The 23,672-nt window shown below is 29.0% G+C and carries 23 protein-coding genes and 1 riboswitch; of the genes, 10 read left to right on the plus strand and 13 right to left on the minus strand.

Annotated elements, in window-relative coordinates; translation table 11 throughout:
- Positions 1-160 precede the first annotated feature (160 nt).
- The 5 genes from FYJ83_RS20225 to ftsE all read right to left on the minus strand — a co-directional run bounded on the left by FYJ83_RS20225 (position 161) and on the right by ftsE (position 4,582).
- On the minus strand, positions 161-283 hold the full coding sequence (locus FYJ83_RS20225) for a hypothetical protein (protein ID WP_268233509.1): 123 nt from the start codon (positions 281-283) through the stop codon (positions 161-163).
- 135 nt (positions 284-418) lie between these two features.
- A complete protein-coding gene (locus tag FYJ83_RS05630; protein ID WP_154439358.1) occupies positions 419-1,090 on the minus strand; it encodes a hypothetical protein in 672 nt (223 codons plus the stop codon).
- Between the two features lie 766 nt (positions 1,091-1,856).
- A complete protein-coding gene (locus FYJ83_RS05635) occupies positions 1,857-2,993 on the minus strand; it encodes a murein hydrolase activator EnvC family protein (protein WP_229768499.1) in 1,137 nt (378 codons plus the stop codon).
- Positions 2,994-3,006: 13 nt separating this feature from the next.
- Entirely contained in the window at positions 3,007-3,906 is a 900-nt protein-coding gene (ftsX, locus tag FYJ83_RS05640) for a permease-like cell division protein FtsX (protein ID WP_154439360.1), read from the minus strand.
- Positions 3,887-4,582 (minus strand): cell division ATP-binding protein FtsE, encoded by a 696-nt coding sequence (gene ftsE, locus FYJ83_RS05645; protein WP_154439361.1) that lies wholly within the window; start codon positions 4,580-4,582, stop codon positions 3,887-3,889. Before ftsE ends, ftsX begins: the two co-directional genes overlap by 20 nt.
- A gap of 150 nt (positions 4,583-4,732) precedes the next feature.
- On the opposite strand from ftsE, the gene FYJ83_RS05650 reads away from it, so the two are divergent.
- Both FYJ83_RS05650 and FYJ83_RS05655 read left to right on the plus strand, forming a co-directional pair.
- Positions 4,733-5,308, plus strand: a complete 576-nt coding sequence (locus FYJ83_RS05650; RefSeq protein WP_154439362.1) for a 5-formyltetrahydrofolate cyclo-ligase — start codon at positions 4,733-4,735, stop codon at positions 5,306-5,308.
- A gap of 79 nt (positions 5,309-5,387) precedes the next feature.
- Complete coding sequence (locus FYJ83_RS05655) at positions 5,388-6,572, plus strand: coenzyme F420-0:L-glutamate ligase (RefSeq protein WP_154439363.1); 1,185 nt, start codon at positions 5,388-5,390, stop codon at positions 6,570-6,572.
- Positions 6,573-6,579: 7 nt separating this feature from the next.
- Here FYJ83_RS05655 and FYJ83_RS05660 read toward each other — a convergent pair whose 3' ends face one another.
- Positions 6,580-8,484, minus strand: a complete 1,905-nt coding sequence (locus FYJ83_RS05660) for an LTA synthase family protein (protein ID WP_195837925.1) — start codon at positions 8,482-8,484, stop codon at positions 6,580-6,582.
- Between the two features lie 164 nt (positions 8,485-8,648).
- Between FYJ83_RS05660 and FYJ83_RS05665 the strand changes: the two genes are divergently transcribed.
- The 8 genes from FYJ83_RS05665 (at position 8,649) to FYJ83_RS05700 (ending at position 15,924) form a co-directional block, all read left to right on the plus strand.
- Entirely contained in the window at positions 8,649-9,752 is a 1,104-nt protein-coding gene (locus FYJ83_RS05665) for a glycosyltransferase (protein ID WP_154439365.1), read from the plus strand.
- Positions 9,753-9,788: 36 nt separating this feature from the next.
- On the plus strand, positions 9,789-10,280 hold the full coding sequence (locus FYJ83_RS05670) for a DUF4330 domain-containing protein (RefSeq protein ID WP_154439366.1): 492 nt from the start codon (positions 9,789-9,791) through the stop codon (positions 10,278-10,280).
- 12 nt (positions 10,281-10,292) lie between these two features.
- Positions 10,293-10,787 carry a DUF4330 domain-containing protein gene (locus FYJ83_RS05675; RefSeq protein WP_154439367.1) on the plus strand — a complete coding sequence of 165 codons (495 nt, stop codon included), beginning with the start codon at positions 10,293-10,295 and terminating at the stop codon, positions 10,785-10,787.
- A 19-nt stretch (positions 10,788-10,806) separates the two neighbouring features.
- Positions 10,807-12,333, plus strand: a complete 1,527-nt coding sequence (locus tag FYJ83_RS05680) for an O-antigen ligase family protein (RefSeq protein ID WP_195837926.1) — start codon at positions 10,807-10,809, stop codon at positions 12,331-12,333.
- Between the two features lie 77 nt (positions 12,334-12,410).
- Positions 12,411-12,586: riboswitch (cobalamin riboswitch) on the plus strand.
- A gap of 112 nt (positions 12,587-12,698) precedes the next feature.
- Positions 12,699-13,019: a CGGC domain-containing protein gene (locus FYJ83_RS05685; protein ID WP_154439369.1), complete on the plus strand. Its 321-nt coding sequence runs from the start codon at positions 12,699-12,701 to the stop codon at positions 13,017-13,019.
- Between the two features lie 18 nt (positions 13,020-13,037).
- Positions 13,038-14,051 carry an ABC transporter substrate-binding protein gene (locus FYJ83_RS05690; protein WP_229768500.1) on the plus strand — a complete coding sequence of 338 codons (1,014 nt, stop codon included), beginning with the start codon at positions 13,038-13,040 and terminating at the stop codon, positions 14,049-14,051.
- An 8-nt stretch (positions 14,052-14,059) separates the two neighbouring features.
- Positions 14,060-15,151, plus strand: coding sequence for a FecCD family ABC transporter permease (locus FYJ83_RS05695; RefSeq protein ID WP_154439370.1), 1,092 nt, complete (start codon positions 14,060-14,062; stop codon positions 15,149-15,151).
- On the plus strand, positions 15,151-15,924 hold the full coding sequence (locus FYJ83_RS05700) for an ABC transporter ATP-binding protein (protein WP_154439371.1): 774 nt from the start codon (positions 15,151-15,153) through the stop codon (positions 15,922-15,924). The genes FYJ83_RS05695 and FYJ83_RS05700 overlap by 1 nt, the downstream gene beginning before the upstream one ends.
- A gap of 41 nt (positions 15,925-15,965) precedes the next feature.
- Here FYJ83_RS05700 and FYJ83_RS05705 read toward each other — a convergent pair whose 3' ends face one another.
- The 7 genes from FYJ83_RS05705 to FYJ83_RS19625 form a co-directional block, all read right to left on the minus strand.
- Positions 15,966-18,356, minus strand: coding sequence for a Lon protease family protein (locus tag FYJ83_RS05705; protein WP_154439372.1), 2,391 nt, complete (start codon positions 18,354-18,356; stop codon positions 15,966-15,968).
- Positions 18,357-18,568: 212 nt separating this feature from the next.
- Positions 18,569-19,006: a protease complex subunit PrcB family protein gene (locus tag FYJ83_RS05710; protein ID WP_216585482.1), complete on the minus strand. Its 438-nt coding sequence runs from the start codon at positions 19,004-19,006 to the stop codon at positions 18,569-18,571.
- Positions 19,007-19,075: 69 nt separating this feature from the next.
- Positions 19,076-20,236 carry an acyltransferase gene (locus FYJ83_RS05715; protein ID WP_154439373.1) on the minus strand — a complete coding sequence of 387 codons (1,161 nt, stop codon included), beginning with the start codon at positions 20,234-20,236 and terminating at the stop codon, positions 19,076-19,078.
- A gap of 57 nt (positions 20,237-20,293) precedes the next feature.
- A complete protein-coding gene (locus FYJ83_RS05720; RefSeq protein ID WP_154439374.1) occupies positions 20,294-21,214 on the minus strand; it encodes a transketolase family protein in 921 nt (306 codons plus the stop codon).
- Positions 21,214-22,023: a transketolase gene (locus FYJ83_RS05725; protein ID WP_154439375.1), complete on the minus strand. Its 810-nt coding sequence runs from the start codon at positions 22,021-22,023 to the stop codon at positions 21,214-21,216. The genes FYJ83_RS05720 and FYJ83_RS05725 overlap by 1 nt, the downstream gene beginning before the upstream one ends.
- A gap of 15 nt (positions 22,024-22,038) precedes the next feature.
- Positions 22,039-22,899: a YitT family protein gene (locus FYJ83_RS05730; protein ID WP_154439376.1), complete on the minus strand. Its 861-nt coding sequence runs from the start codon at positions 22,897-22,899 to the stop codon at positions 22,039-22,041.
- Between the two features lie 13 nt (positions 22,900-22,912).
- A complete protein-coding gene (locus FYJ83_RS19625; RefSeq protein ID WP_412034777.1) occupies positions 22,913-23,668 on the minus strand; it encodes a WecB/TagA/CpsF family glycosyltransferase in 756 nt (251 codons plus the stop codon).
- Positions 23,669-23,672: the final 4 nt, after the last annotated feature.

A 23,672-nucleotide genomic window follows, 5' to 3' on the forward strand; every position in this document is an offset into this window, starting at 1 on the left:
AACTCCAATAATATTACTAAAGTATTTTACCACACTATTCCTTTTCAAAAATATATTATATTTATATTCTCCAGTTTTTTATTCTATCATTATATCTACTAACGATCAAAGTCATGTATCATATTGTATCTGAAATATCTATGTACTAACATCCTTTATATTATTTTTTTAATACTTTAATTAAAATTACAATTATTATTATCTGTAAAATCAGTGATATATAACTTGCTAAAATCGTTCCAAATGGAACATTAGCTACAATTTTAGCCTCTAATCCACTCATAATCAACCCCACCTTTAAGATTGCTACAATTTTAATATGTATTACATTTTATCGATTCCTTATCTAGAAAAATGATATCTAAATAAGGAATCGATATATTTATTATAAATTATTCCCAAATTATTCTAGGACTTGTTACTTTTCCCAAACTATTCTAGGATCTGTTACTTTCAAATTAGGCTCTACTCTAAAACTCGTTCTAAAAGGATCCTTCTTTACTGTTAATAGGCCTCCTACTAGAAGGTTAGTATCTAAAGTTCCTCTACCAGTTACAAAAAGTGTTCCATTTCGTACGGATCCATCTGAACTTGGTCTGCTCAATGTAGTAGCAGGAGCGAATCCAGATAAGTATAGTTCCCCATCATTATATCTCTCACATGCATAAAAAGAACCACTACTATAATGATCAAACCATACTCTATGTATAAGATTTGGTTGTGGGAAAGGCAGTTCAATTGTAACACTAGCAGTTTGTTCACGAACATTATATAATGTATAATTCAATTCTTGGTTATAAGATTCTGTTAAAATATTATTATCTTCAATTGTTATCTTTACTTCTTCCTTTAGCTTGTTGAAATTTTCAATAAACTCTTCAAATTCTTCTACAGTATCGAAAACTATAGTATCTTCTGGTATATTATGGGCATCTTCAACAATCTCCATGTTATTATCCTCGATAATTTTTAATATCCTTTGAGTATTGTGACTTTCTATTTTTTCACTACTTGCATGTGAGATAAATGAATTACTAAGTAAGATAATACACACTAAAATAAAGCTAGTACTTCTTTTAAAATTATACATTGAATAACTCCCCCCTATAAACGAAAATTTAATTGCTTTTTTAAATAACGTTTTCATAACATACCTCCTCATAATTAAGTTAGTATACTCTTACTAATTACATCAATACTGAAGATTACTCCAAAAATATTTTGCCCTTATCCTCCTCTCTAGCTTTATTATTAATACTCGATGCTACTATAGTAACATTAGCAAATAAGTAATTAACTCAAACTTCGCACTTGATTTATCTTGTAATTTCAGTAACTGACTAAACTTAACTTCAAGTTTATAGATAAACAAGCTTATTTTAACCTATACAAGATTTATATATCTTAAGCAATGAAATTTGGAATTACTTAGTAAACCTATAAGTTTATTTAGTATAAACTTTAACATATGGTAATAGTAAAATCTACTTATTTCGTTCGACAAATACTGTGAAAACGTAGATTTTGTCGAACTGCTTGTTTTTGTTATCCTTAAATCTAATCCAGTCATATGGCACTTAATAAATTAGTAGATGCTATATCATTAGCTACTCCTACCTTTACCCTCGATACTTATGATACAAATGTAAGAAATTTTTAGATATAGATTTACATATATAAGAAATAAACTTCTAATTACCAAAACTCAACTCTCTCAAAGATAAAATAAATGGTAGTGTATCTACAAAAGATTTCTGCAACTTACACAACTTAGTTGTTAACTTTCACATAGAAAAGAGGTGTTTAATAACTGATAAATCAGTTATTAAACACCTCTTTTCTTATATTAATTATTTTTACTTTAGCCAAGGCATAGGATCTACATATGCACCATTTTTTCTTACTTCAAAGTGACAATGTGGTCCAGTAGACACTCCTGTACTTCCAATCTTTGCTATAGTATCCCCTCGTTTTACTTGCTGACCTTCAGAAACTACTAAAGATGAATTATGTCCATAAAGTGTAACTATACCTCCACCATGGTCTATCATTATGGTTTTACCGTAACCTCCTAAATTGCCTGAATAAATTACAGTTCCTTTTTCTGCCGCAACAACTCTCTCTCCAGTATTGGCTGCTATATCTACTCCTGTATGTAGTTTCTTAGTCTTATAAACTGGATGTATTCTATATCCATAAGTAGAACTTATTCTTTTATATACTGGTACAGGCCACTGCATCTTACCCTCTCCACTATATGGTCCTGTGTTTCTCTGCAACTTTAATATCTTTGATTCAATCTCCTTTGCAAATTCAATTAGCTTATCTTCTTCTTTTTCTAAATCCTTTATATTCTTTTGTAAATCTCTCATTAAATTTTCTTTTTCCCTACTGGCATTTGCTAAATTTCTTCTTCTATCTTCTAGTTTTGTTTTCGATAACTCAATGGATTTCTTCTGCATTTCCAATTCCGTTTTCTTCGTATCTATTATATCCCTTTGATCTCTCATATATTGAATTAATTCTGTATCATATTTTGCTATGGATTTTATCATATTTCTTCTAGATAAAAAGTCCTTTATACTTGATGATGATAGTAGGACCTCTAAATAACCTACATTTCCATTTCTATACATTACTCTCATTCTTTTATTAAATACTTCTTGTTTTTCATTAATATTTTCTTCTGCTGTTTCCAGTTCAACAGTTGTCTTTTCTATGTTTGTTTTTAAAGTTCCAAGTTCTTTTTCTACTTTATCAAGTTCAGTACTGGCAACATCCATTTTCTTATCTAAATCCTCGATTTGCTTGGATACGTCCTTTGATTGGTTTTCTGCTGTCTTTATTTGATTTTTATTTTGCTGAATCTGCTTAAGTAAATCTTTTTGTTGCTTTTCCAAATCCTTAATGTTATCTGCCGCTGAAACTTGAATGAAATTAAATGTAAATATTAAGGCTAGAATCAAATATATTTTTCTCCTGTTTTTCTTCATACTCTTTCTCCCCCTATACATTTAAAAAACGTTTTAAAGATACTATACTTCCCAATGCACCGATTCCAACACCTATGGCTGAAAACATAATTGTTATATCCTTCATTAGTAAAGTAGGTGGCACTAGCCATACTGTAAATAAAACATATAGTTTATCACTTACTGACTTAAAGAAGTAATCATATCCATAGTTTATTATGAATATAGATAATACTGATCCAATGAGTCCAAATAATATTCCTTCTATAATAAATGGTCCTCTTATGTATCCATTAGTAGCACCTACATATTTCATTATATTTACTTCTCTTTTCCTTGAAGTTACTGTAATTTTTATTGTATTGGAAATAATAAACACTGATACTAATACTAATATTCCTATTACAACTATACCTCCAAATCTTATATAGTTAGCAAATACTAAAAGCTTGTCTATTATATCTTTATAGTAATTTATATACTCTATTCCTTCTATGGTATCTAGTTTTTTAACTACATCGTCTGCATCTTTTATATCCTTTAACTGAATTATATATGAATCTTGAAGTGGATTATCTTCTTCAAGACCTTCTAATAAATAACTATCTTCTTCCCAATCTTTTTTCATGATTTCTAAACCTTGACCCTTTGATTGAAAAACCACTGATAAAACTCTATCATCTTCCTCTATGGTTTCCTGTATCTTATCTATATCTTCAGCTGTTAAATCATCCTTCAAAAATACTTGTATCTCATCAAACTTAGTCTTTATCTCCATTGCTACATTGTTTATACTAAGAACCAATATTATAACTACTCCTAATATCATAAGTACAGCCGATATGGACCCAATAGATGCCAAACCCATACTACGATTTCTCCACATACCTTGGAATCCTTGTTTTAGTATATTTTTAAATACTCGAAATCCCATCGCCGTATCCACCTTTCTGCTCATCTCTTACTATCTTTCCTTCATTGATTTCAATTACTCTCTTTTTCATATGATTTACTATATCTTTGGCATGAGTCGCCATAAGAACTGTAGTTCCTCTTCCATTGATTTCAGATAAAGCTCTCATTATCTCCCATGCAGTTTCTGGGTCTAAATTTCCTGTAGGCTCGTCTGCAATCAGTACAGGAGGACTGTTTACTATGGCTCTAGCAATAGAGACTCTCTGTCTTTCTCCACCAGATAATTGGTCTGGAAAACTAGAGGCCTTTCTGCTTAAATCTACCATACTAAGAACCATAGGTACATTTCTTCTTATTTCTTTAGGATGAACTCCTATTATTTCCATGGCAAATGCTACATTTTCATATACTGTCTTATTTGGCAGAAGTCTAAAATCTTGAAATACTACTCCTATATTTCTTCTTATATATGGTATTCTTCTATTTCGTACCTTTGTAATATCCATATCATTCAAAATTATCTTTCCCTCTGTAGGCTCTTCTTCTTTTAAAAGAAGTTTAATTATAGTGGACTTACCTGCCCCTGATGAACCTACTAAGAATACAAACTCTCCCTTGCGTATATCTAAACTAACATTTGTAAGTGCTCTAACATTATTATTATATTCTTTGCTTACATTTTCAAACTTTATCAACCATTTCACCTCATCTGTTGTCATATACTATATGTAACTTTAAGTAGAATTCTGTTAATTTTCATTATTTTTGCAATCCATTTTTACTTTCCCTTAATTGTATATTATAATATACTTTGTGAGATAAATAAACCTTAAGAGGTGATTTTTTTGGATAAAAAAACTTTAAGAAAAGAAATGTTGAAAAAAAGGTCAGAATTATCAAGGGAAGATATAGTAGAATACAGCAATATTATTGCAAATAAAATTTATGAGATGGATAATTATAAAAATGCTAAAAGAATTATGTGTTTTGTCAGTAATGGAGACGAAGTTGAAACTCATCCATTAATAGAACAAATTATAAAAGATGGCAAAAGTATTGTTGTACCAATTACTATTCCTAAAACAAGAGAACTTTTAGTATCAGATGTCTATAGTCTTTCTGAATTAGAAGTGGGAGATTATAATATAGAAGTTCCTAAAAAAGAATTTACAAGAGTTGTGGACCCTAATACTATAGACTTAATCTTAGTACCTGGCGTGGCTTTTGCCAAAGATGGTTATAGAGTTGGTTATGGTGGTGGATATTATGATAGATTCCTATCAAAATTATTAAATCCTACACCTAAAATTGCCATAGGGTTTGATTTGCAAGTTGTTGATAAAGTGCCAACAGATCAATACGATCTTCCTGTAGATATGATTGTGACAGAAAAGAGAATTATTCATTGTTCCAAAAATTAATTCAATCTAACCTTTTAATTTGATTTATTGGTGGTATAATATATAGGGTGTTTAATTTGTTATTTTAGGAGGAATTATAATGGTAAGAACCGTAGGAACTACATCAAGGGGGATTAGAACTCCTATTGTAAAGGAAGGTGACGACCTAGTTAACATAGTTGTTGATTCTTTATTAGAAGCTTCTGAGGCTGAGAACTTTAATATCTGTGATAGGGATGTTTTAGGAATTACTGAATCTTTATTAGCTAGAGCTCAAGGTAATTATGCTACTGCTGAAGCCATAGGCATAGATGTAAAAAATAAATTTCCTGCCACTATTGGGCTAATCTTTCCTATTTTGAGCAGGAACAGATTTTCAATTGTGTTAAAGGGAATAATTGAAAGTGGAAGAAAAGTTGTATTACTTCTATCCTATCCAGCAGATGAAGTTGGAAATCATTTAATGGATATAGATAAAATGGATGAATTAAAAATCAATCCTTATACAGATGTATTAACTGAAGAAGATTATAGAAGATTATTTGGTGAAAAGGTAGTTCATCCTTTTACTGGAGTAGACTATGTAAATATGTATAAAGAAATCGGTAAAGAAAATATAGAAATAATATTTTCCAATAATCCAGTGACTATTTTAGATTATACTAAAGATATATTAGTAGCAAATATTCATGATAGACATAGAACTAAGAGAATTCTTAAAGAAGCTGGGGCAAATATGGTATATGGTCTAGATGATATTCTTAGTTCACCTATTGATAATTCTGGTTACAATGATGAATATGGTATTCTCGGTTCAAACCTTGCATCTGAAAATGAATTAAAGCTGTTTCCAAGAGATTCACAAAACTTTGTAGAAAAAGTTCAAAAGAAAATTAAGGAAAAGACAGGGAAAACTGTAGAAGTTATGATTTATGGTGATGGAGCATTTAAAGACCCTGTAGGAAAGATTTGGGAATTAGCTGACCCTGTGGTTTCACCTGGATATACTAAAGGTCTAGAGGGTACTCCAAATGAATTAAAGCTAAAATATTTAGTTGATACTGAGTTAGATGATTTACGTGGTAATGATGTAATAGCAGCAGTAAAAAATAAAATCAATAGTAAAGATAATAATATGACCACACAGGCAGAAGCTTTAGGTACAACTCCAAGAAGATTAACAGATTTACTAGGCAGTCTTTGTGACTTAACTAGTGGCAGTGGAGATAAAGGCACACCTATAGTCTTAATCCAAGGTTATTTCGATAATTATGCAACAGAGTAGGGATTCCCTACTCTGTTATATTTTTTAAAGCATCTCTTTTTAAGATTAAGTCAGAAATATATAGATGATTCTGAAGTTCTTTTATTTTTTCTTCATATAAATCAATATCCATTTCTTCTCCATTCTCTTTATTATATACTTTATTCTCTGCACTTATATATATGAACTCATTAGTTATTACATTGCTATTTCTTAAAACTGCATATCCCTCACTTGTATTTATTAAATCTTTCCCTAAAGCATGAGGCACATCAAAATCCATAAGATTTGCAATTGTAGGAAGAATATCTATTTGTCCTCCTATTTTACTAATTGTCTGATGTTCTGTTATACTGCTGTCATGAATCAGTAACGGAACTTTTTGAAGTTCTGTCCATTGAGCCTCAGAATAGTCATGACCTGTAAATTCCATAAGTTCCTCTGCCTTATCCTTTGGAACTGCTTGATGGTCTCCATATATGACTATTAAAGTATTATCATAAATCCCTTGCTCCTTTAGATAGTCCATTAAATCCCCTATGGCATCATCTGCATAGTTAGCAGCCTTCAAATAATATCCTAAAAATGTCCCTTCATATTTTCCCACATCAAATTTATATTCCTCAAAGTACTTAAAATTAAATGGATAATGGCTGGACAAAGAAATCATAAAGCTATAAAAAGGCTCTTTTTTATTTATTTTATCTAAGGTCTGCTTATAAAAGGATTTATCTCCTAATCCCCATCCAATGTATTCGTTTATTTCAAATTTTTGATTGCTAAAAAACTCATCAAACCCCAGTGCATTATACATTATAGCTCTATTCCAAAATGTTGGATTGTTTGCATGGGAAGCATAAGTTCCATATCCCTTTTCCTTTAAAATATTTCCTATGGAATCATAGGTATTAGTTGGATATAGAAAATAAGCACTTCCTTCTTTAGCAGGATAAACAGAGGCATTAGACAATAATTCTGCATCAGAAGTATTCCCCCCTCCTGTTTGATAATATATATTATCAAAATATATGCTTTCGTTTATTAGACGATTCAAATTAGGTGTTATTTCTTCTCCAGATGGGGTCTTTGCATTTATTACAAACTCTTGTAATGCCTCTACTTGAAGTATTATAAGATTTTTTCCTTGAGATATACCTTTATAATTTGTACCCTGTATTTTTTTGTTATTAAAATGGCTGGTAAGCTCCTCTATCTCTTTATGGTTCATTTTTCGATTTCTAAAAATAGTATTTTTAGTAAATTCCTTTATATCATAATAATGATAATATGCTATACCACCATGTTTTATAATATGATTATTATCATAAGAGAACGTTGAAGTATCTGCATTTTTTAATGATATAAATATTAATAGTACTCCTACCATTGATATAACCAAAGTTTTAAATACTCTTTTTAAAAATGATTCTCTATTATTCCTATGAAAAATACTTTCTTTAAATATTCTATTCAATAAAAATAATATAAATACGATTACTGGAAAATCTAATATATATACTAAGTCTTTAATTTTTACTAAACTCCATATACTATCTCCTAAAGAACCTACAAATCCTATTTGATATATAGATGTTACACTAAGGGCACTATAATAATATCTATAATATACTGTATCTGAAAATAATATAAAGCTAAAAATCAAATTGAAAATCAATAGTCCTAAAGACTTTTTCTTATTGGAAATTAACATCACAATAGATAAAAGAATTATACACATTCCTAAATTAGCAATCAACATCATGGTATTTTCAAATTTAAAATATGGTATGCGATTTAATTTAGTAGTGAATTGAAAATAGAATGTCTTTACAAATATTGCACCTAGAAACATTAAGAAAATCAGAACATTTTTTAACCTATTGTTTCCAAAACTTACGTTTATTTTAAATAGTTTTTTCAATCTGTATATCATTTTACCCTCCTTCTTTTTATTTTCTTTAATCCCATACAATTTAAAGTTTATCATAAAACTATTAAATTTTACAGTTCTTTTCAATATCTGCATTTTAAAAAGTCATATCCAATGCTATAATATTATAAGAATAATTATTTATCTTTTATGGAAGGATTGAGAACATGATAAATGTACTGCATTTAATTAATGTTACAGGAGGTGGTGGTACAGAAAGCTATATCTATTCCCTAGCCCAAAAATTACATAACAATAGATGTAAATTCTTTTTAGTCTATTCAGAAGAAGGTCCTAGTCTAAATCTATTTAAAAATTTAGGTATAGAAACCATTAAATTATCTATGAATAGCCCTTATGATTTTAAAGCTGCTAAACAGTTAAAAAAAATATGTGCTGATAAATCAATTGATGTAATCCATACTCATTTTTTAAGAGAAAACTATATAAGTATTATTTCTAAAGTCTTAGGAAATAATGTAAAACTTATTAATACTCGCCATATGCTTATAAAAAACAGTAAATCAGTTGTATATTCCAATAGATTTATGACAAAATTTAACTATAAAGTTATAGCTGTAAGTAAAGCTGTAGAAGAACTTCTTATGGATGAAGGTATTTTGCCTAATAAAATTCAATTGATTTATACTGGAATAGATTTAGATAGTTGGTCTAGTGAAAAAAACTTGGAATTTAGAAATGAATTTAATATAGATAAAGATGACATTCTAATAGCCTCTGTTGCAAGATTTTCGGAGGAAAAAGGTCATGAATTTCTACTAAATTCTATTGCTGCTATGAAAAATATTATTGAATCTAAAGAAATTTCTGATTTGAAATTTAAGTTTGTTCTTGTAGGTGATGGAAATTTATTAAATAAAACTATGGAATTGGCTCAGAATTTAGATATTAATAACGATATAATATTTACTGGACATAGAAATGATATAAATCATATTTTAAGAGCCTGTGACTTATTTATATCCCATTCTAAATCTGAAGCTTTTGGTATCTCCATATTGGAAGCTTTGGCTTCTGGACTGCCTGTTATATCTACAGATAGTGGAGGTTCAAGGGAAATCATAACTCCAAGTTGTGATTTTGGCACATTGATTCCTTATGGCGATAAAGATAAATTAGCAGAATCTATATTGAAGTTTTTATCTAATAAAAATTTAATAAAAATCTATAGTAAAAATGGATTGAATTTTTTAAGTAATAACTTTAATCTTGATAATACTATGGAAGAAACTTATAATCTATATAGTTAAGTTTAAATACAAATAACAAATGAAAGGAGACAAGATATGATAATTGACAATAAGGGAAGAATCTTTGGAAAAATTAGCATTATAGATGTTTTGTTTATATTAATAGGGTTATTTCTTGGAGCTTTAGTATTATTTAAACTTGGATTTATATCTAATAATCAAGGATCTATTATAAGTAAAAATAAAGTTGAAGTTGTATTTTATCAAGAGGAAGTAAATAATTTCTCCTCAGATAATGTTCATATAGGAGACCCTGCTTCTGAAGCTTTACAAAATGTTAGTTTTGGTACTGTTACAGATATTAAGATAGGCAAATCTGTATCTTGGGATTCAACTGTGGAAGGCAAGCAATTTTCCTCTCCCAGAGAAGGTTATTCATCTATATATATAAGTATGGAAGCTGATGGTACTTTAGGACCTAATGGAATAAACCTTGGTGGTTCTACTTATTATATTGGACAAACCATCACCCTAAGAGCTGGTAACTCAATATTCTATGGGAAAATTCATAGTGCAGATAAAATATAGGAGGTAGTTTTCATGAGTAAAAATAATTTAAAACCAAAAAGAAAATTCACCATTATAGATGGGATTATTATATTTGTTCTTGTAGTTGGAATTGCTGCAGTGGGCAATAAATTTAAAAAAGCACAGGTAAATACTCCATTTGTGGCTAAATCAGATAAGATTGAAATTTCTTATTTTGTTGAAGAAATACCTGAATCTGCTGCAACTTCAATAGAAATTGGTGATTCTGTGAGAGAATCAATTCAAAATGCTAATTTCGGCAAAGTTTCAGATAAAGTTGTAGACCAGTCCATATCTTGGTCTAGAGATGTAGATGGAAATTATGTACCTTCTACTAAAGAAGGATATGCTTCATTGTATATAACTATGGAAGCTGATGGAATTATAGGTAAAAATGGTGTAACTATTGATAAATCTATTTATTATATAGGTCAAACCCTTACTATATATGCAGGTAACTCAATGTTACAAAATGGAAGAATAGCTGAAATTAAAAAAGTTGAATAGCCATTGGAAGGTGATGAAAATGGAATACCTTATAAATAACAGCTTAATTATTGGATATATATATAAGTTGTTAATGTTTGTAAAAAATAAGTTTAAAGATTCTTTAATATATGGACTGTCCATCTCCTTTGTTAAAAAGATACAATATTACCTATCTTATAGCAAGATTTGGAACTACTTAAAAAGACCTGATTATTTAGATACTATTTGGCGAAATAGTTTTATCTATAGAGTTCTAGACAAATGCTTAAATGGACCAATTATCTTCTTTAGGAAATTTTATTTAAAATATGAAGAAGCTTTTTCCTATAGTTATATATTTAAGTTTATTAAATTTTTAATAAGTAGGTTTGAAATAGTCATAGGACTAACTTTAATCTTTACTTTTATAATACCAGACCATAGATGGTACAATATTTATGGAGTTTTATTTACTTTAATTCTTCTTATATTATTTATTATAAAGATTATAATTGAACCTGCTAAATCCATAGATATTTTTCATTTAGATTTTAGCTTAGTGCTGTTTTTTGCTACAATAACTTTAGCAACTGTAACATCTTTATTTCCTAGGGAAAGTATAAATTACTTTATTTATTATTTAATCTCATTTATTACAGTGATTATAATTATTAGTTCTATTGATTCAACAGATGAATTAAATAGGCTTATTGAATTGCTTCTTATGGGAACCTTTCTTACAGTACTATATGGTATATGGCAATGGAAAGTAGTTGGTATAGAGGTTAATCCTTCTTTAACTGATTTGACAGTTAATCAAAGTATGTCTGGTAGAGTATTTTCAACTATGGGAAATCCTAATATATATGGAGAATTGTTGGTTCTTACTATGCCGTTTTTAGGGACTGTATTTTTCAACTCAAAATCTTGGTGGAAAAAAGCATTTATCCTATGTATATCTTTACCTATTGTTGTAATACTTTTGAAAACAGGTTCTAGATCTGCTTGGGTATCCTTTGCATTTGCAATGTTTATATTTGTATTCTTTAAAAATAAAAAGCTTCTACCTTTTATGATTTTAATTGGAATACTATGTATCCCAATATTACCTCAATCTATTTATAGAAGAATACTAACAATATTTAACCCAAACGATTCATCTATAAAGTATAGAAAACAAATTTTAGAACCTGCTATACCTATGTTGAAAAATTATTGGCTTGGTGGTGTAGGTCTAGGAAATCAAGTATTTAATACTATATATAAAAGATATAAATCCTTTGCATTAAAGACTGTAGCTCATACTCATAATCTTTATTTACAACTTTGGTTAGAAGCTGGAATATTGGCTTTAGGATCATTTATATTATTAATATTTAGATTATTTAAGAAATCTATGGTGTTGATATTTAATAAAAAAGATGATTCCATTAATAATATATTAATAGCTTGTATATCTGGTATAGGTGGACTAATGGTTATGGGATTTGCTGATCATGTGTGGTTTTATAATAGAATTCTATTCTTGTTTTTTATAGTAGTTGGAATATGCCTTTGTGGATTGAAACTATTAAATAAACAATAGGAAAAGAAATAGACTGATTTCCTATTATACTCATAAATCTTGACAACAATTCAACTTTTTAGTAGAATTGAGTCGACAATTAAATAAAAAAAATAGGTTCTAATTTTAGATTAAAAGGGAAGTTGGGTGAAAGTCCCACACGGTCCCGCCGCTGTAAAAGAGAAGTTTTTTCAAATATGCCACTAGGAAACTGGGAAGGCTGAAAAAATGTAGATCCTTGAGTCAGAATACCTGCCTATTTTTTATTACTATACTTTACGGAAGATGAAGGAGGTAGATTAGAATAGGAAAAATGTATTTTCTATAAGCAATCCTTTATTAATTTAAATAGGATTGTTTTTTTATTTTTAAAATTAGGAGGAATTATGAAAATAGCAATAGGTGTATGTGAAAAAATCAATGGTATTTGTACAACAATGGGATGTTTTAAAGCTTATAATAATAAGGAAAAGCATTTTGAAGAGTATAAAAATATAAGTACAGAATTAGTTTCTTTTTTTACCTGTGATATATGTTCTAAAAATACTAAAGAAAATATAGAAAATATCAGTAAAAAACTAAAAGAATTTGAAGTAGAAAGACTACATTTAGGTGTATGTGTAGTAAAATGCAAAGCAAATATATTAGAAGAAATAAAGGAAGTTTTTACAAAGAATAATATAGAAGTAATAGAAGGAACTCATTAATATATAGGGGGAAACAGAATGAAAAAGTTTTTAAGTATATTTTTAGCAACAGCAATAATGTTTAGTATTACAGGTTGTGATAAGAAATCTGAAGAAGTTAAAGATGAAAATGTAATTGTGGAAGATACCGTGGAAAGTACAGAAGTTAAAAATGAACACTATCCAGTAATCATAACCACATATAATTATGAAAAAGAACCTATAGAAATTACTTTTGAAAAAACACCAGAAAAAGTAGTAGCTGTATATCAAAACTCCATTGAAACATTGTTAGCATTAGGTCTTGAGGATAAAATAGTGGCGGCAGCAGGACTTGACCATGATGTAAAAGATGAATATAAAGAAGCCTTTAGTAAAGTAAAATATTACGATAATGTTCCTACAAAAGAAGAAGTTATAGGACTTGAAGCAAATTTTATATTAAGCTGGTATTCTTTTTTTGGGGAAAAGAGACTTGGAGATGTTGGATTTTGGCATGAAAGAAATATAAATACTTATATGGCACAAAATAGCGGAGTTTCTAAACCAGATTCTATTGAAAATGAATATAATGATATATTAAATATGGGAAAAATCTTTAATGTAGAGGATAAAGCAAAGGCCATAGTTGATAATATGAAGGCTGAAATCGAAAAAGCCAAAGAATTTGGAAAAGATAGAGAACCAGTAAAAACAGTTATTTTAGAAATAGGAAAAGAAAATACTTTTAGAATTTATGGAGAAGACAGTATTGGAGGAAATATTGCCACTTTAGTTGGAGCAGATTTAGTAGCAAAAGAAAATGGTAGAATTGGTGCAGAGGATCTAGTAAATCTTAATCCTGAAGTTATATTTACTGTTTATTATGGAGATGCCATAGATAGAGATACGGCTTTACAATCTATAATGGAAAATCCAGCATTATCAAGTATATCAGCTATACAAAATAATAGGGTACACTCTATTATGTTAAGTGAAGTTTTTGCAAGTGGTATAAGAACCTTAGATGGTATAATATCCATAAGCAAAGGCTTATATCCAGAGCTTAACTAGGAGTCACTATGAAAGAAAAACTTGTTAAAAAAAATAATAATCAAGGATTATTTAAGGGAACGTCTATTTATGTAGGCGTTACTCTTCTTTTAATACTTACACTAATTTTTTCCATATTAACATCTGTAACTATGGGTTCTGTAGATATATCAGCTAAAGATATATATCAAATAATTTTCTATAAATTATTTGATATAGGAACTGAAGAAAGCTTACCAAGTAGTTCAGCTATTGATATTGTATGGTTTATTAGACTTCCTAGAATAATCCTTGCCACCTGTGTTGGAATGGGACTTTCCATATCAGGTCTAATCATGCAGGCAGTAGTAAAAAATCCATTGGCAGATCCGTATATATTGGGAGTATCTTCAGGAGCATATTTAGGGGCTACCATTGCCATTATGTTAGGAGTCGGGTCCTTCTTAGGCTCTAATTACGTTGGAATCTGTGCTTTTATAGGTGCCTTTATAATTTCAATTTTAGTAATGGTAATGTCAAATATAAACAGTAAAGCAAATTCTACAAAATTATTGTTATCAGGTATGGCACTTAGTTCCCTTTGTTCTGCCTTTTCAAGCTTTATAATATATTATACTGATGATAAAGAAAGGCTTAGAAGTATTACTGACTGGATAATGGGTAGTTTAGCAGGAGCAAATTGGGATACTATAAAATTTATATTTCCAATAATTTTAATTGCTGTAGTATTTTTCATAACACAATATAGAACTTTAAATTTAATGTTACTTGGAGATGAAGTTTCTATTACTTTGGGAAAAGATCTCCATATATATCGTCAAATATATCTATTAGTAACTTCTTTAATAATAGGGCTCATAGTTTATTCATCTGGAATAATAGGATTTGTTGGATTAATAATTCCACATATAGTAAGGATATTATTTGGAACAGACCATAAGAAAATAATATTTATAAATGCTTTATCTGGATCAATATTTCTAATATGGGCAGATGTGCTTTCCAGAATCATTATTCCTGGAAGTGAACTTCCCATAGGAATTTTAATATCTATGATAGGAACTCCAATTTTCATATATTTAATGATTAGTAAATCCTATGGATTTGGAGGTGGCAGATAATGGAAATGTCATCTAAAAATTTAGTGGTATATTTAGGTGGAAAGAAAATTTTAAATGATTTAAGTCTACATATTAAAAATAAGGAATTCGTAGGGATAATAGGTCCAAATGGAAGTGGCAAAAGTACTTTACTTAAAGCTTTATATAGAACTTTAAGGCCAAACTCAGGAACTATTTATATAGATGATAAAAATATAGATGATATTTCATTAAAAGAAACAGCTAAAAAAATAGCAGTAGTAGCACAACATAATGATTCAGATTTTGACTTTTCTGTAATAGATATGGTTCTAATAGGAAGAACTCCCCATAAAAAGTTTATGGAAAGGGATAATCCAAATGACTATAAAATAGCTTTAGAATCCTTGGAAAAAGTTGGAATGACCAATTTTTCTGATAGAAGTTTTAATAGTCTATCGGGAGGAGAAAAACAAAGGGTTATTTTAGCAAGAGCATTAGCTCAAGAAACAAAATGTTTGATTTTAGATGAACCAACAAATCATTTAGATATAAAATACCAGCTTCAATTTATGTCTATTGCTAAAAGTTTAGAAATTACAGTAATATCTGCAATTCATGATTTAAATATAGCTGCTCTATATTGTGATAAGATTTATGCAATGAAATCAGGTGAAATAATAGACTATGGCACTCCAAAAGAAGTATTAACAAAAAAACTAATTAAAGTTTTATATGAAGTAGATTCAGAAGTCAATATAAATAAGGATACGAATACTATGAATATAGTTTTTAAACCTTTTGAAATTCAATAGTCTGGTGATTTTCACCAGACTATTTCATATATCTACTTTATCTATTCTTCCCCAAAATCTTGACTTAACATAGAATAGTATATTAACTTTTCCTGTACATAGTGATTTATAGTATTTTCTTCGTATTCTCCATCTTCATTTAGCTGTCCTGCTTTTATACCTGTTAATATTTCTATTCCTTCATCAATAGTATTCACAGCATATATAGTAAACATTCCTGACTTTACAGCATTTATTACTTCATCATTTAGCATTAAATTTTCCACATTTATTCTTGGAATTATTACTCCTTTATCACCTTTCAATCCTTTTAATTTACACACATTATAAAATCCTTCTATTTTCTCATTTACTCCACCTATAGGCTGAATTATTCCCTTTTGATTTACAGAACCTGTTACTGCTATTCCTTGTTTTATGGGAACATCACCTAAGCTAGACAGTATAGCATATAGTTCTGTACTTGAAGCACTGTCTCCATCTATACCATCATAGGATTGTTCAAAGGTAATACTTGCAGTCATGGATAATTGAATGTTTTTGGCATATTTTTCACCTAAATATCCACTCATAATTAATACGCCTTTATCATGTATATTTCCACTTTGTTCTGCCTCTTTTTCAATATTTATTATTCCATCTTTACCATAGTAAGTATTTGCTGTTATTTTAGTCGGTCTTCCAAAGGAATACTGACCTAAGTCAATTACCGACAATCCATTGATTTCCCCTACCTTTTCTCCTTCTATGTCTATTAAAATAGTACCATTATTAATTAATTCTAAAACTCTTTCTTCATAAGAGTTGTTTCTATATTGTTTTTTTAGAATTGCTTTTTTTACATCTTCTTTACCTACTATTTTTTTAAATTCACTTCTAGCCCATCCATCTGCTTCATATATTATTTCTACTAATTCATTAAATCCGGATGTTAATTTATTTTTTTCATCTGCGATTCTACTGCTTATATCTATAATAGCTCCTAGAGCATCCCTATGAAATGGAAGTAAGTTCTCTTTCTTACATTGATAAGCTACAAAAGAGCCTATTTTTATAATATTTTCATATGTTCTTTCCATTTCAGTATCAAAATCTGCTCTTATTCTAAACAATTTCTTAAATTCTTCATCATAAGAATATAATATATGATATGTTAAATAATCTCCTACTATTATTACCTTTATATCTAAAGGTATTGGCTCTGGATTTAAAGTTTCTGAAGCTATATCCAATCCAAGTACATTTTCTATTTTTAACTTTTCTGTAGTTAAGGTTCTTTTTAATCCATCCCATGAAAATTTATTTTGTAAAATATCTTTCGCTTGGATTATTATATATCCACCATTTGCTTCGTGCATGGAACCTGATTTGATTCTAGTATGGTCTGTTTTTGCAACACCCATTTCATTTGCATATTCTATTTTACCAAATAAATTATAATAGTTTGGGTTCATCTCTCTAATTACAGGAGAGCCTTTAGTTTGACTATTATCTATAAATAAATTTATAAAATATCTTTTCAGAAAATCCTCCTTCTTATTTCCCTGAAAAAATATTTTTTCCATATAATCTTCTTCTTCATCAACTAAGAACATTTCATAATTCTTTACTATATCCTCTTTAATTTCTAAAAGAAATTTAAATATATCAATATTCTCTCTATATCTTACTTGTATTGGTCCTATAAAAGTAGTCACTACTAATGTGACCTGTTCTTCTTTTAATTTTTTTATTTCATTTTTAAGTTTTGATTCAACAGCCTTTATTCCTTTAATATAATCATAAGATTTTTGAGTTAACTCTATGGATATATTACCTAATACTTCTATTTCTTCATCTGTTAATTCATCAAGTTCTTCATCTGACATAGGTCTATTTCCAACTAAGGGTATACTGAGAAGTCCTTGGTCTGTTTGTTTAAATACAAAATTATATTTTTTAGCAAATTGATTTAATTCTTGAAGTATGGATTCGGCTAATTTTTTATTCTCATTGAATACTGCATTTTTACTATCTTCATAAAGTTTTGAATTCAAAGCTTTTGGTATTTCAATATCTATATTTTTAATTGCAGATTCTATTTCTTGTTTAAAATTTATTCCTTCTCCTGGCTCTAAACTTATAGCTTTGGGACAATTAGCTTTTTTAAAATTATATACATAACACCAGTCTTTAGGTATTGGTTTTTCCTTTGCGAATTCCTTTGCAATTAAATAAGAATAGGAGTTTCTTCCTGTACCTGTAAATCCTGATACATAAATATTATATCCTTTTCTTTTCATAGAAATCCCATATTTTATAGCTTCCATGGCTCTATCTTGCCCAATAAGATCTCTAGATTCTACGCATTCTTCTGTAGTTTCATATGGAAATATATTTGGATCACATTGGTTTCTCAATTTCTCAATTGGAACTATATATTTTTCTAACATTATGATTCACCTCCGTAGATAACTATTCTAATTATACATTATTTCCTAATTTAATGTATTCTAATTTCTAAAATTGTTTACAAAAACTTTGCAATGAAAAAAGGATAGATTTCTCTATCCTTTTTATTTTATAATATTAGACTTTATTTTCTATCTATACTATACCTAAAGTATAAACTAATCCATAAGATTTATAATTTTAGTTATAGGTTTTATTCATTGTATTCTATATCTAAATGAACTTCTTCTGGCATATTTTTCAAATTAGTTTTGACTACTATATATGGATAATCATATTCTTGCTCCACTATTTCATTAGGATCTGGATCAGTAAACTTTGCATAAACTACTATATCAAATACTTCTTTTGAATATTTTTCTTTCATTATTTGGTCTATCTCTACTAAATATCCTTTAGAATTCTTTTCTCCCCTAGTTACCACTACATAAATTTCATCTCTATATTTACAGGTTAAGGCTCTTTCCTCAATTAAATACTTTGGCAGCATTTCAGAAATCTTCTCTGGAATTTCCTCCTCTTTTACTACTTTAAACTTTATTTGTTCATCATTTCCTTTTATCATCTTAGGTATAAATAAAGCTCCAATAATCAAAATAATTGCCAAGGCTATAATATAATTTCTTTTCACTCCAATCCCTCCAAGTAATTAATCTTATATCATTAATATTCCTAAATGGACTGGATTATGTATAATTATTTAATCATTTATATTAACTAAGGTTGTATTTCTCCTTAATTTAATATTAAATTTCGGTATTCTACCTAGTAAAAGCCATCTGTTTTTCAATGTTGCAATTAACAGTACCAAGAGGAAGGTAAAAATTATTCCTAAAAATACTAATATTAATAAAGAACTAAGTCTGCTATATCCTAAGGCAGCAGGAAATTTACTAAATATCTTATATTTTATTTCCTCTAAAACTATAGGATGTGCAAAGTATATTCCTAAGGAATAAGTTCCAAAGGTTTTTATTATATTAAACTTTCCTACCATTCTCTTTGTAACCCACATTAATATTGGCATAGTAGCTAAGGTATAGATCATGGTTTCAGGTCTTATGGATCCAAAGTTATCATAATAATCCCTACCTCCATTTAGAAATATATTATAATATACTTGTCCTACATAAACACACATAACTCCAATATAAACAATAAATAATAGTTTAATATTTCTTTCAATGTAATTTTCTATTTTTTCGTAGTTTAACCCTAAAATACCTCCAGCTATAAAATAGAAAAACCATCCAAATATGCTCTTCCAATAATAAAGATTAAAGTATCCTACTATTCCTGCTGTATTATAATTTTTAAAATATCTTCCATATATAAGTATCATGGCTTGAAGTATAAAAGTTATAAAAAATAATTTAATTGGATTTTCTTGCATTGGTTTAGTTAAATATCTTATTAATAGCGGTAATATTATATAGAACTGAAATATTAAAACTATAAAATATAGATGTGGAAATGCTGTTCCAAATATTATTTCCTTAAATAATATTGGTATCTGATTAATACTAAAAGAAATACCTGAAATATAACATCTATAAAGAAAATATATTGATGACCATATTATATATGGTATCAGAATATATAAAACCTTTTTAGTATAAAACTTTTTTACATTAAATTCTTCTCTACTTCTATAGTTATAAAATAATACTAACCCTGAAATCATCATAAATACGGGGGAACCAAATCTAAAAAATTGATTAAAAAATATTCCTAAATACATTGCCTTAGAATTAAATGTAGAATTTACAGCAAATACACCTGTTCCATGAATAATTAGTATACCCAGTGCAGCTATAGCCCTTATATAGTATAATTCTTCTATCTGCTTTCTCTTTACCATTAATCTTCACCTCATATTTTATAATATAAAGACCTCTAATAATTAGAGGCCTTTATATTATATCATCTTCTTTACATTTTGAACTATATTATCTACACTAAGACCATATTTATCAAGTAATTCAAAACCGTCTCCTGATTCACCAAAGGTATCCATAGTACCAATTCTAACCATAGGAACTAACTGATTCTCAACTACTACTTCTGCTACTGCACTACCTAATCCACCTATTATACTATGTTCTTCAACTGTTACTATAGCTTTAGTTTCTTTAGCAGCTTTTATTATAATATCTTTATCTATAGGTTTTATGGTAGACATATTTATAACTCTCGCTTTAATCCCTTCTTCCAAAAGCTTTTCTGAAGCAGTTAAGGCTCTTTCTACCATGACTCCTGTAGCTATAATCGTTACATCTGTTCCTTCTTTTAGTTCTACACCTTTACCTATTTCAAATTTATAATTTTCATCAAATATTACTGGAGTCTTTGCTCTCCCAAGTCTTATATATACTGGTCCATAATGTTTAGCTGCCTCATATATACATTGTTTCGCTTCTATACCATCTGCTGGGCTTAAAACCACCATATTAGGTAAAGACCTCATTAAACTAATATCTTCTAATGCCTGATGAGTTGCCCCATCTTCTCCTACTGTTAACCCTGCATGGGTTGCAGCTATTTTTACATTTAAGTTTGGATAACATACGGAGTTCCTTATGATTTCAAAGGCACGTCCTGTTGCAAACATAGCAAAAGTACTTGCAAAAGGAATCTTTCCAGCTGTAGCAAGTCCTGCTGCTGTACCTATTAAATTTTGCTCTGCTATACCTACATTAAAAAATCTTTCAGGGAAAGACTTTGCAAATACGGATGTTTTTGTAGAACCAGAAAGATCTGCATCTAATACTACAATATCCTCATTTATTCCACCTAATTCTTTCAAAGCTTCTCCATAGGCATCTCTAGTTGCAATCATTATTTAGCACCTCCTAATTCTTCTAAGGCTTTTTGAGCTTCTTCTTTTGATGGAGCTTTTCCATGCCAACCTACTTGATTTTCCATAAATGATACTCCTTTTCCCTTAGAAGTTTTAGCTATTATTATTGTTGGTTTATCTTTAGTTGCTTTTGCCTTCTCTATTGATTCAAGTATTTCATCTATAGAGTGACCATCTATGGTCAATACATTCCATCCAAATGATTTAAACTTTTCATCTATTGGTTCAATATTCATTATATCTTTATTAGATCCATCTATTTGAAGTCCGTTATGGTCTAAAAACACTGTAATATTGTCTAGTTTATAGTGAGCTGAAAGCATTGCAGCCTCCCATATTAGACCCTCTTGACATTCTCCATCTCCTATTACTCCATATACTCTATAATCCTTATTATTCAGTTTACCTGCTAAAGCCATGCCATTTGCAGCAGCCAAACCTTGTCCTAAAGAACCTGTGGTCATATCAACCCCTGGTATTTCCTTCATATCAGGATGTCCCTGTAGTATAGAACCCATTTTTCTAAAGTTCTTCAGTTCTTCCTTAGGAAAAAATCCTCTTTCTGCTAAAGTACCATATAATACTGGTGTACCATGACCCTTTGAAAGTACAAATCTATCTCTATCCTCCCATTTTGGATTAGAAGTATCTATATTCATTTCCTTGAAGTATAATGCTGTTAATATTTCAACTGCTGACAATGAACCTCCAGGGTGTCCTGATTGTGATTCTTCTAACATTTCAATAATATCAACTCTTATTTTTCGAGCTATTTCTTTTAATTCCATTTTCCTATCTACCTCCTATTTTTTCTTTTCATCTGTAAATCCTTCACCTACTACTTCAGACATTTCAGATACCATAATAAATGCAAATGGATCTACTTCTTTTACTATTTCTTTTACCTTACTAAACTGAGATCTGCTAACTACACATAGCAAAACATCTTTATCCGCCTTTGTATACATACCTTTTCCTTTAAGAGCAGTAACCCCTCTATCAATTTCTACCATAAGTCTTTGACTTACTTCTTCAGGCATATCTGTAACAATATAAAATCCCTTTAAATATCCAATTCCTTCTAAAATCATATCTATTACTTTCATTATAACAAACATGGCTATAACTGAATATAGGGATATTTCAATATTTTTCTCAACGATACCTGCAAATATAACTACACAAAAATCAATCATAGTCATAAATGTGGCTACGCTTAAATTTGGAAATTTTTTATTTAAAATAGAACCTGCTAAGTCTGTTCCACCCGTAGTTCCTCCAAATTTAAAGACTATACCTAGTCCTATACCCATTAATACTCCCCCAAATATGGAGGACAGTAAGAAGTCATGAGTTAAAACTGTTGGTTTTAAAAATTTTAAAAATAAGGATAATAAAAATGTTGCATATAATGTTTTTATAGCTGTATCTTTTCCTAATGTTTTTGCACCTAAGAGAAACAATGGAATGTTTATAGCCAAGTTTGTTAAATATATAGGGACTTTAGATACCTTCTCTAAAACTACAGCAAAACCTGTAACTCCCCCTGGAGCTATGGTATTTGGTGCAAGAAAATATAGTAAGGATACTGACATCAAAAATACCCCTATAGTTATTAAAATATAAGAAAATAAAGTTTTATACCATTTGTGGCCGTTGTTCATAAAATTCCCCTTCCTACTTTATAATGTCTTTAGAAAATAATACTTTTAGCATGAACTTTGGTAAAACTATTTGTCGTTTTATTCTTGAAGGTTCTTTAACTAATCTATACAACCACTCAAGTCCTAATTTCTGATATATTTCAGGGGCTCTTTTAGAGTTTCCAGCTAATATATCCATTACTCCGCCATTTCCTATGATTACCTTTGCCTTAATCTTGTCTTTATTGGCATCTATCCAAATTTCCTGTTTAGGAAATCCTAATCCTACAAATATTATATCTGGATTTAAAGAATTAATATTATCTATAACTTTTACTTCTTCTTCATGGTTCTCATATCCCACATGGATACCTTTAAAATACCCATGATGGTGTCCTGCTATTCTAATATTTGGATAATCCTTTTTTACATTTTCCGCTGCCATTTTAGCAACTCCATCTTTTCCACCAAAAAAATAAATACTATAGGAGTTTTCATTGGCTATTTTAAGTAAATTTATAGATAAATCAAATCCTGTTACTCTTTCTTGTAATGGCTTTTTTTTAATTCTAGAAGCATATATTAACCCTATTCCATCTGGTACTATTAGATCACCCCTATTAATTAAATCTTTAAGACTTTCATCATCCTTTGCAACCATTACAATTTCTGTATTAGGGGTGTAAATAGCTTTTGATTTTTCTCCTTTAAGATATTCTTCTAATTGTAATGTTGCCTCTTGTAAAGTTGTATTATATATTTTTACTCCAAATATTTCTAAAGTTTTAATTACA

This window comes from Tissierella pigra (assembly GCF_009695605.1).
In the GTDB taxonomy this organism is placed as follows: Bacteria; Bacillota; Clostridia; order Tissierellales; family Tissierellaceae; genus Tissierella; species Tissierella pigra.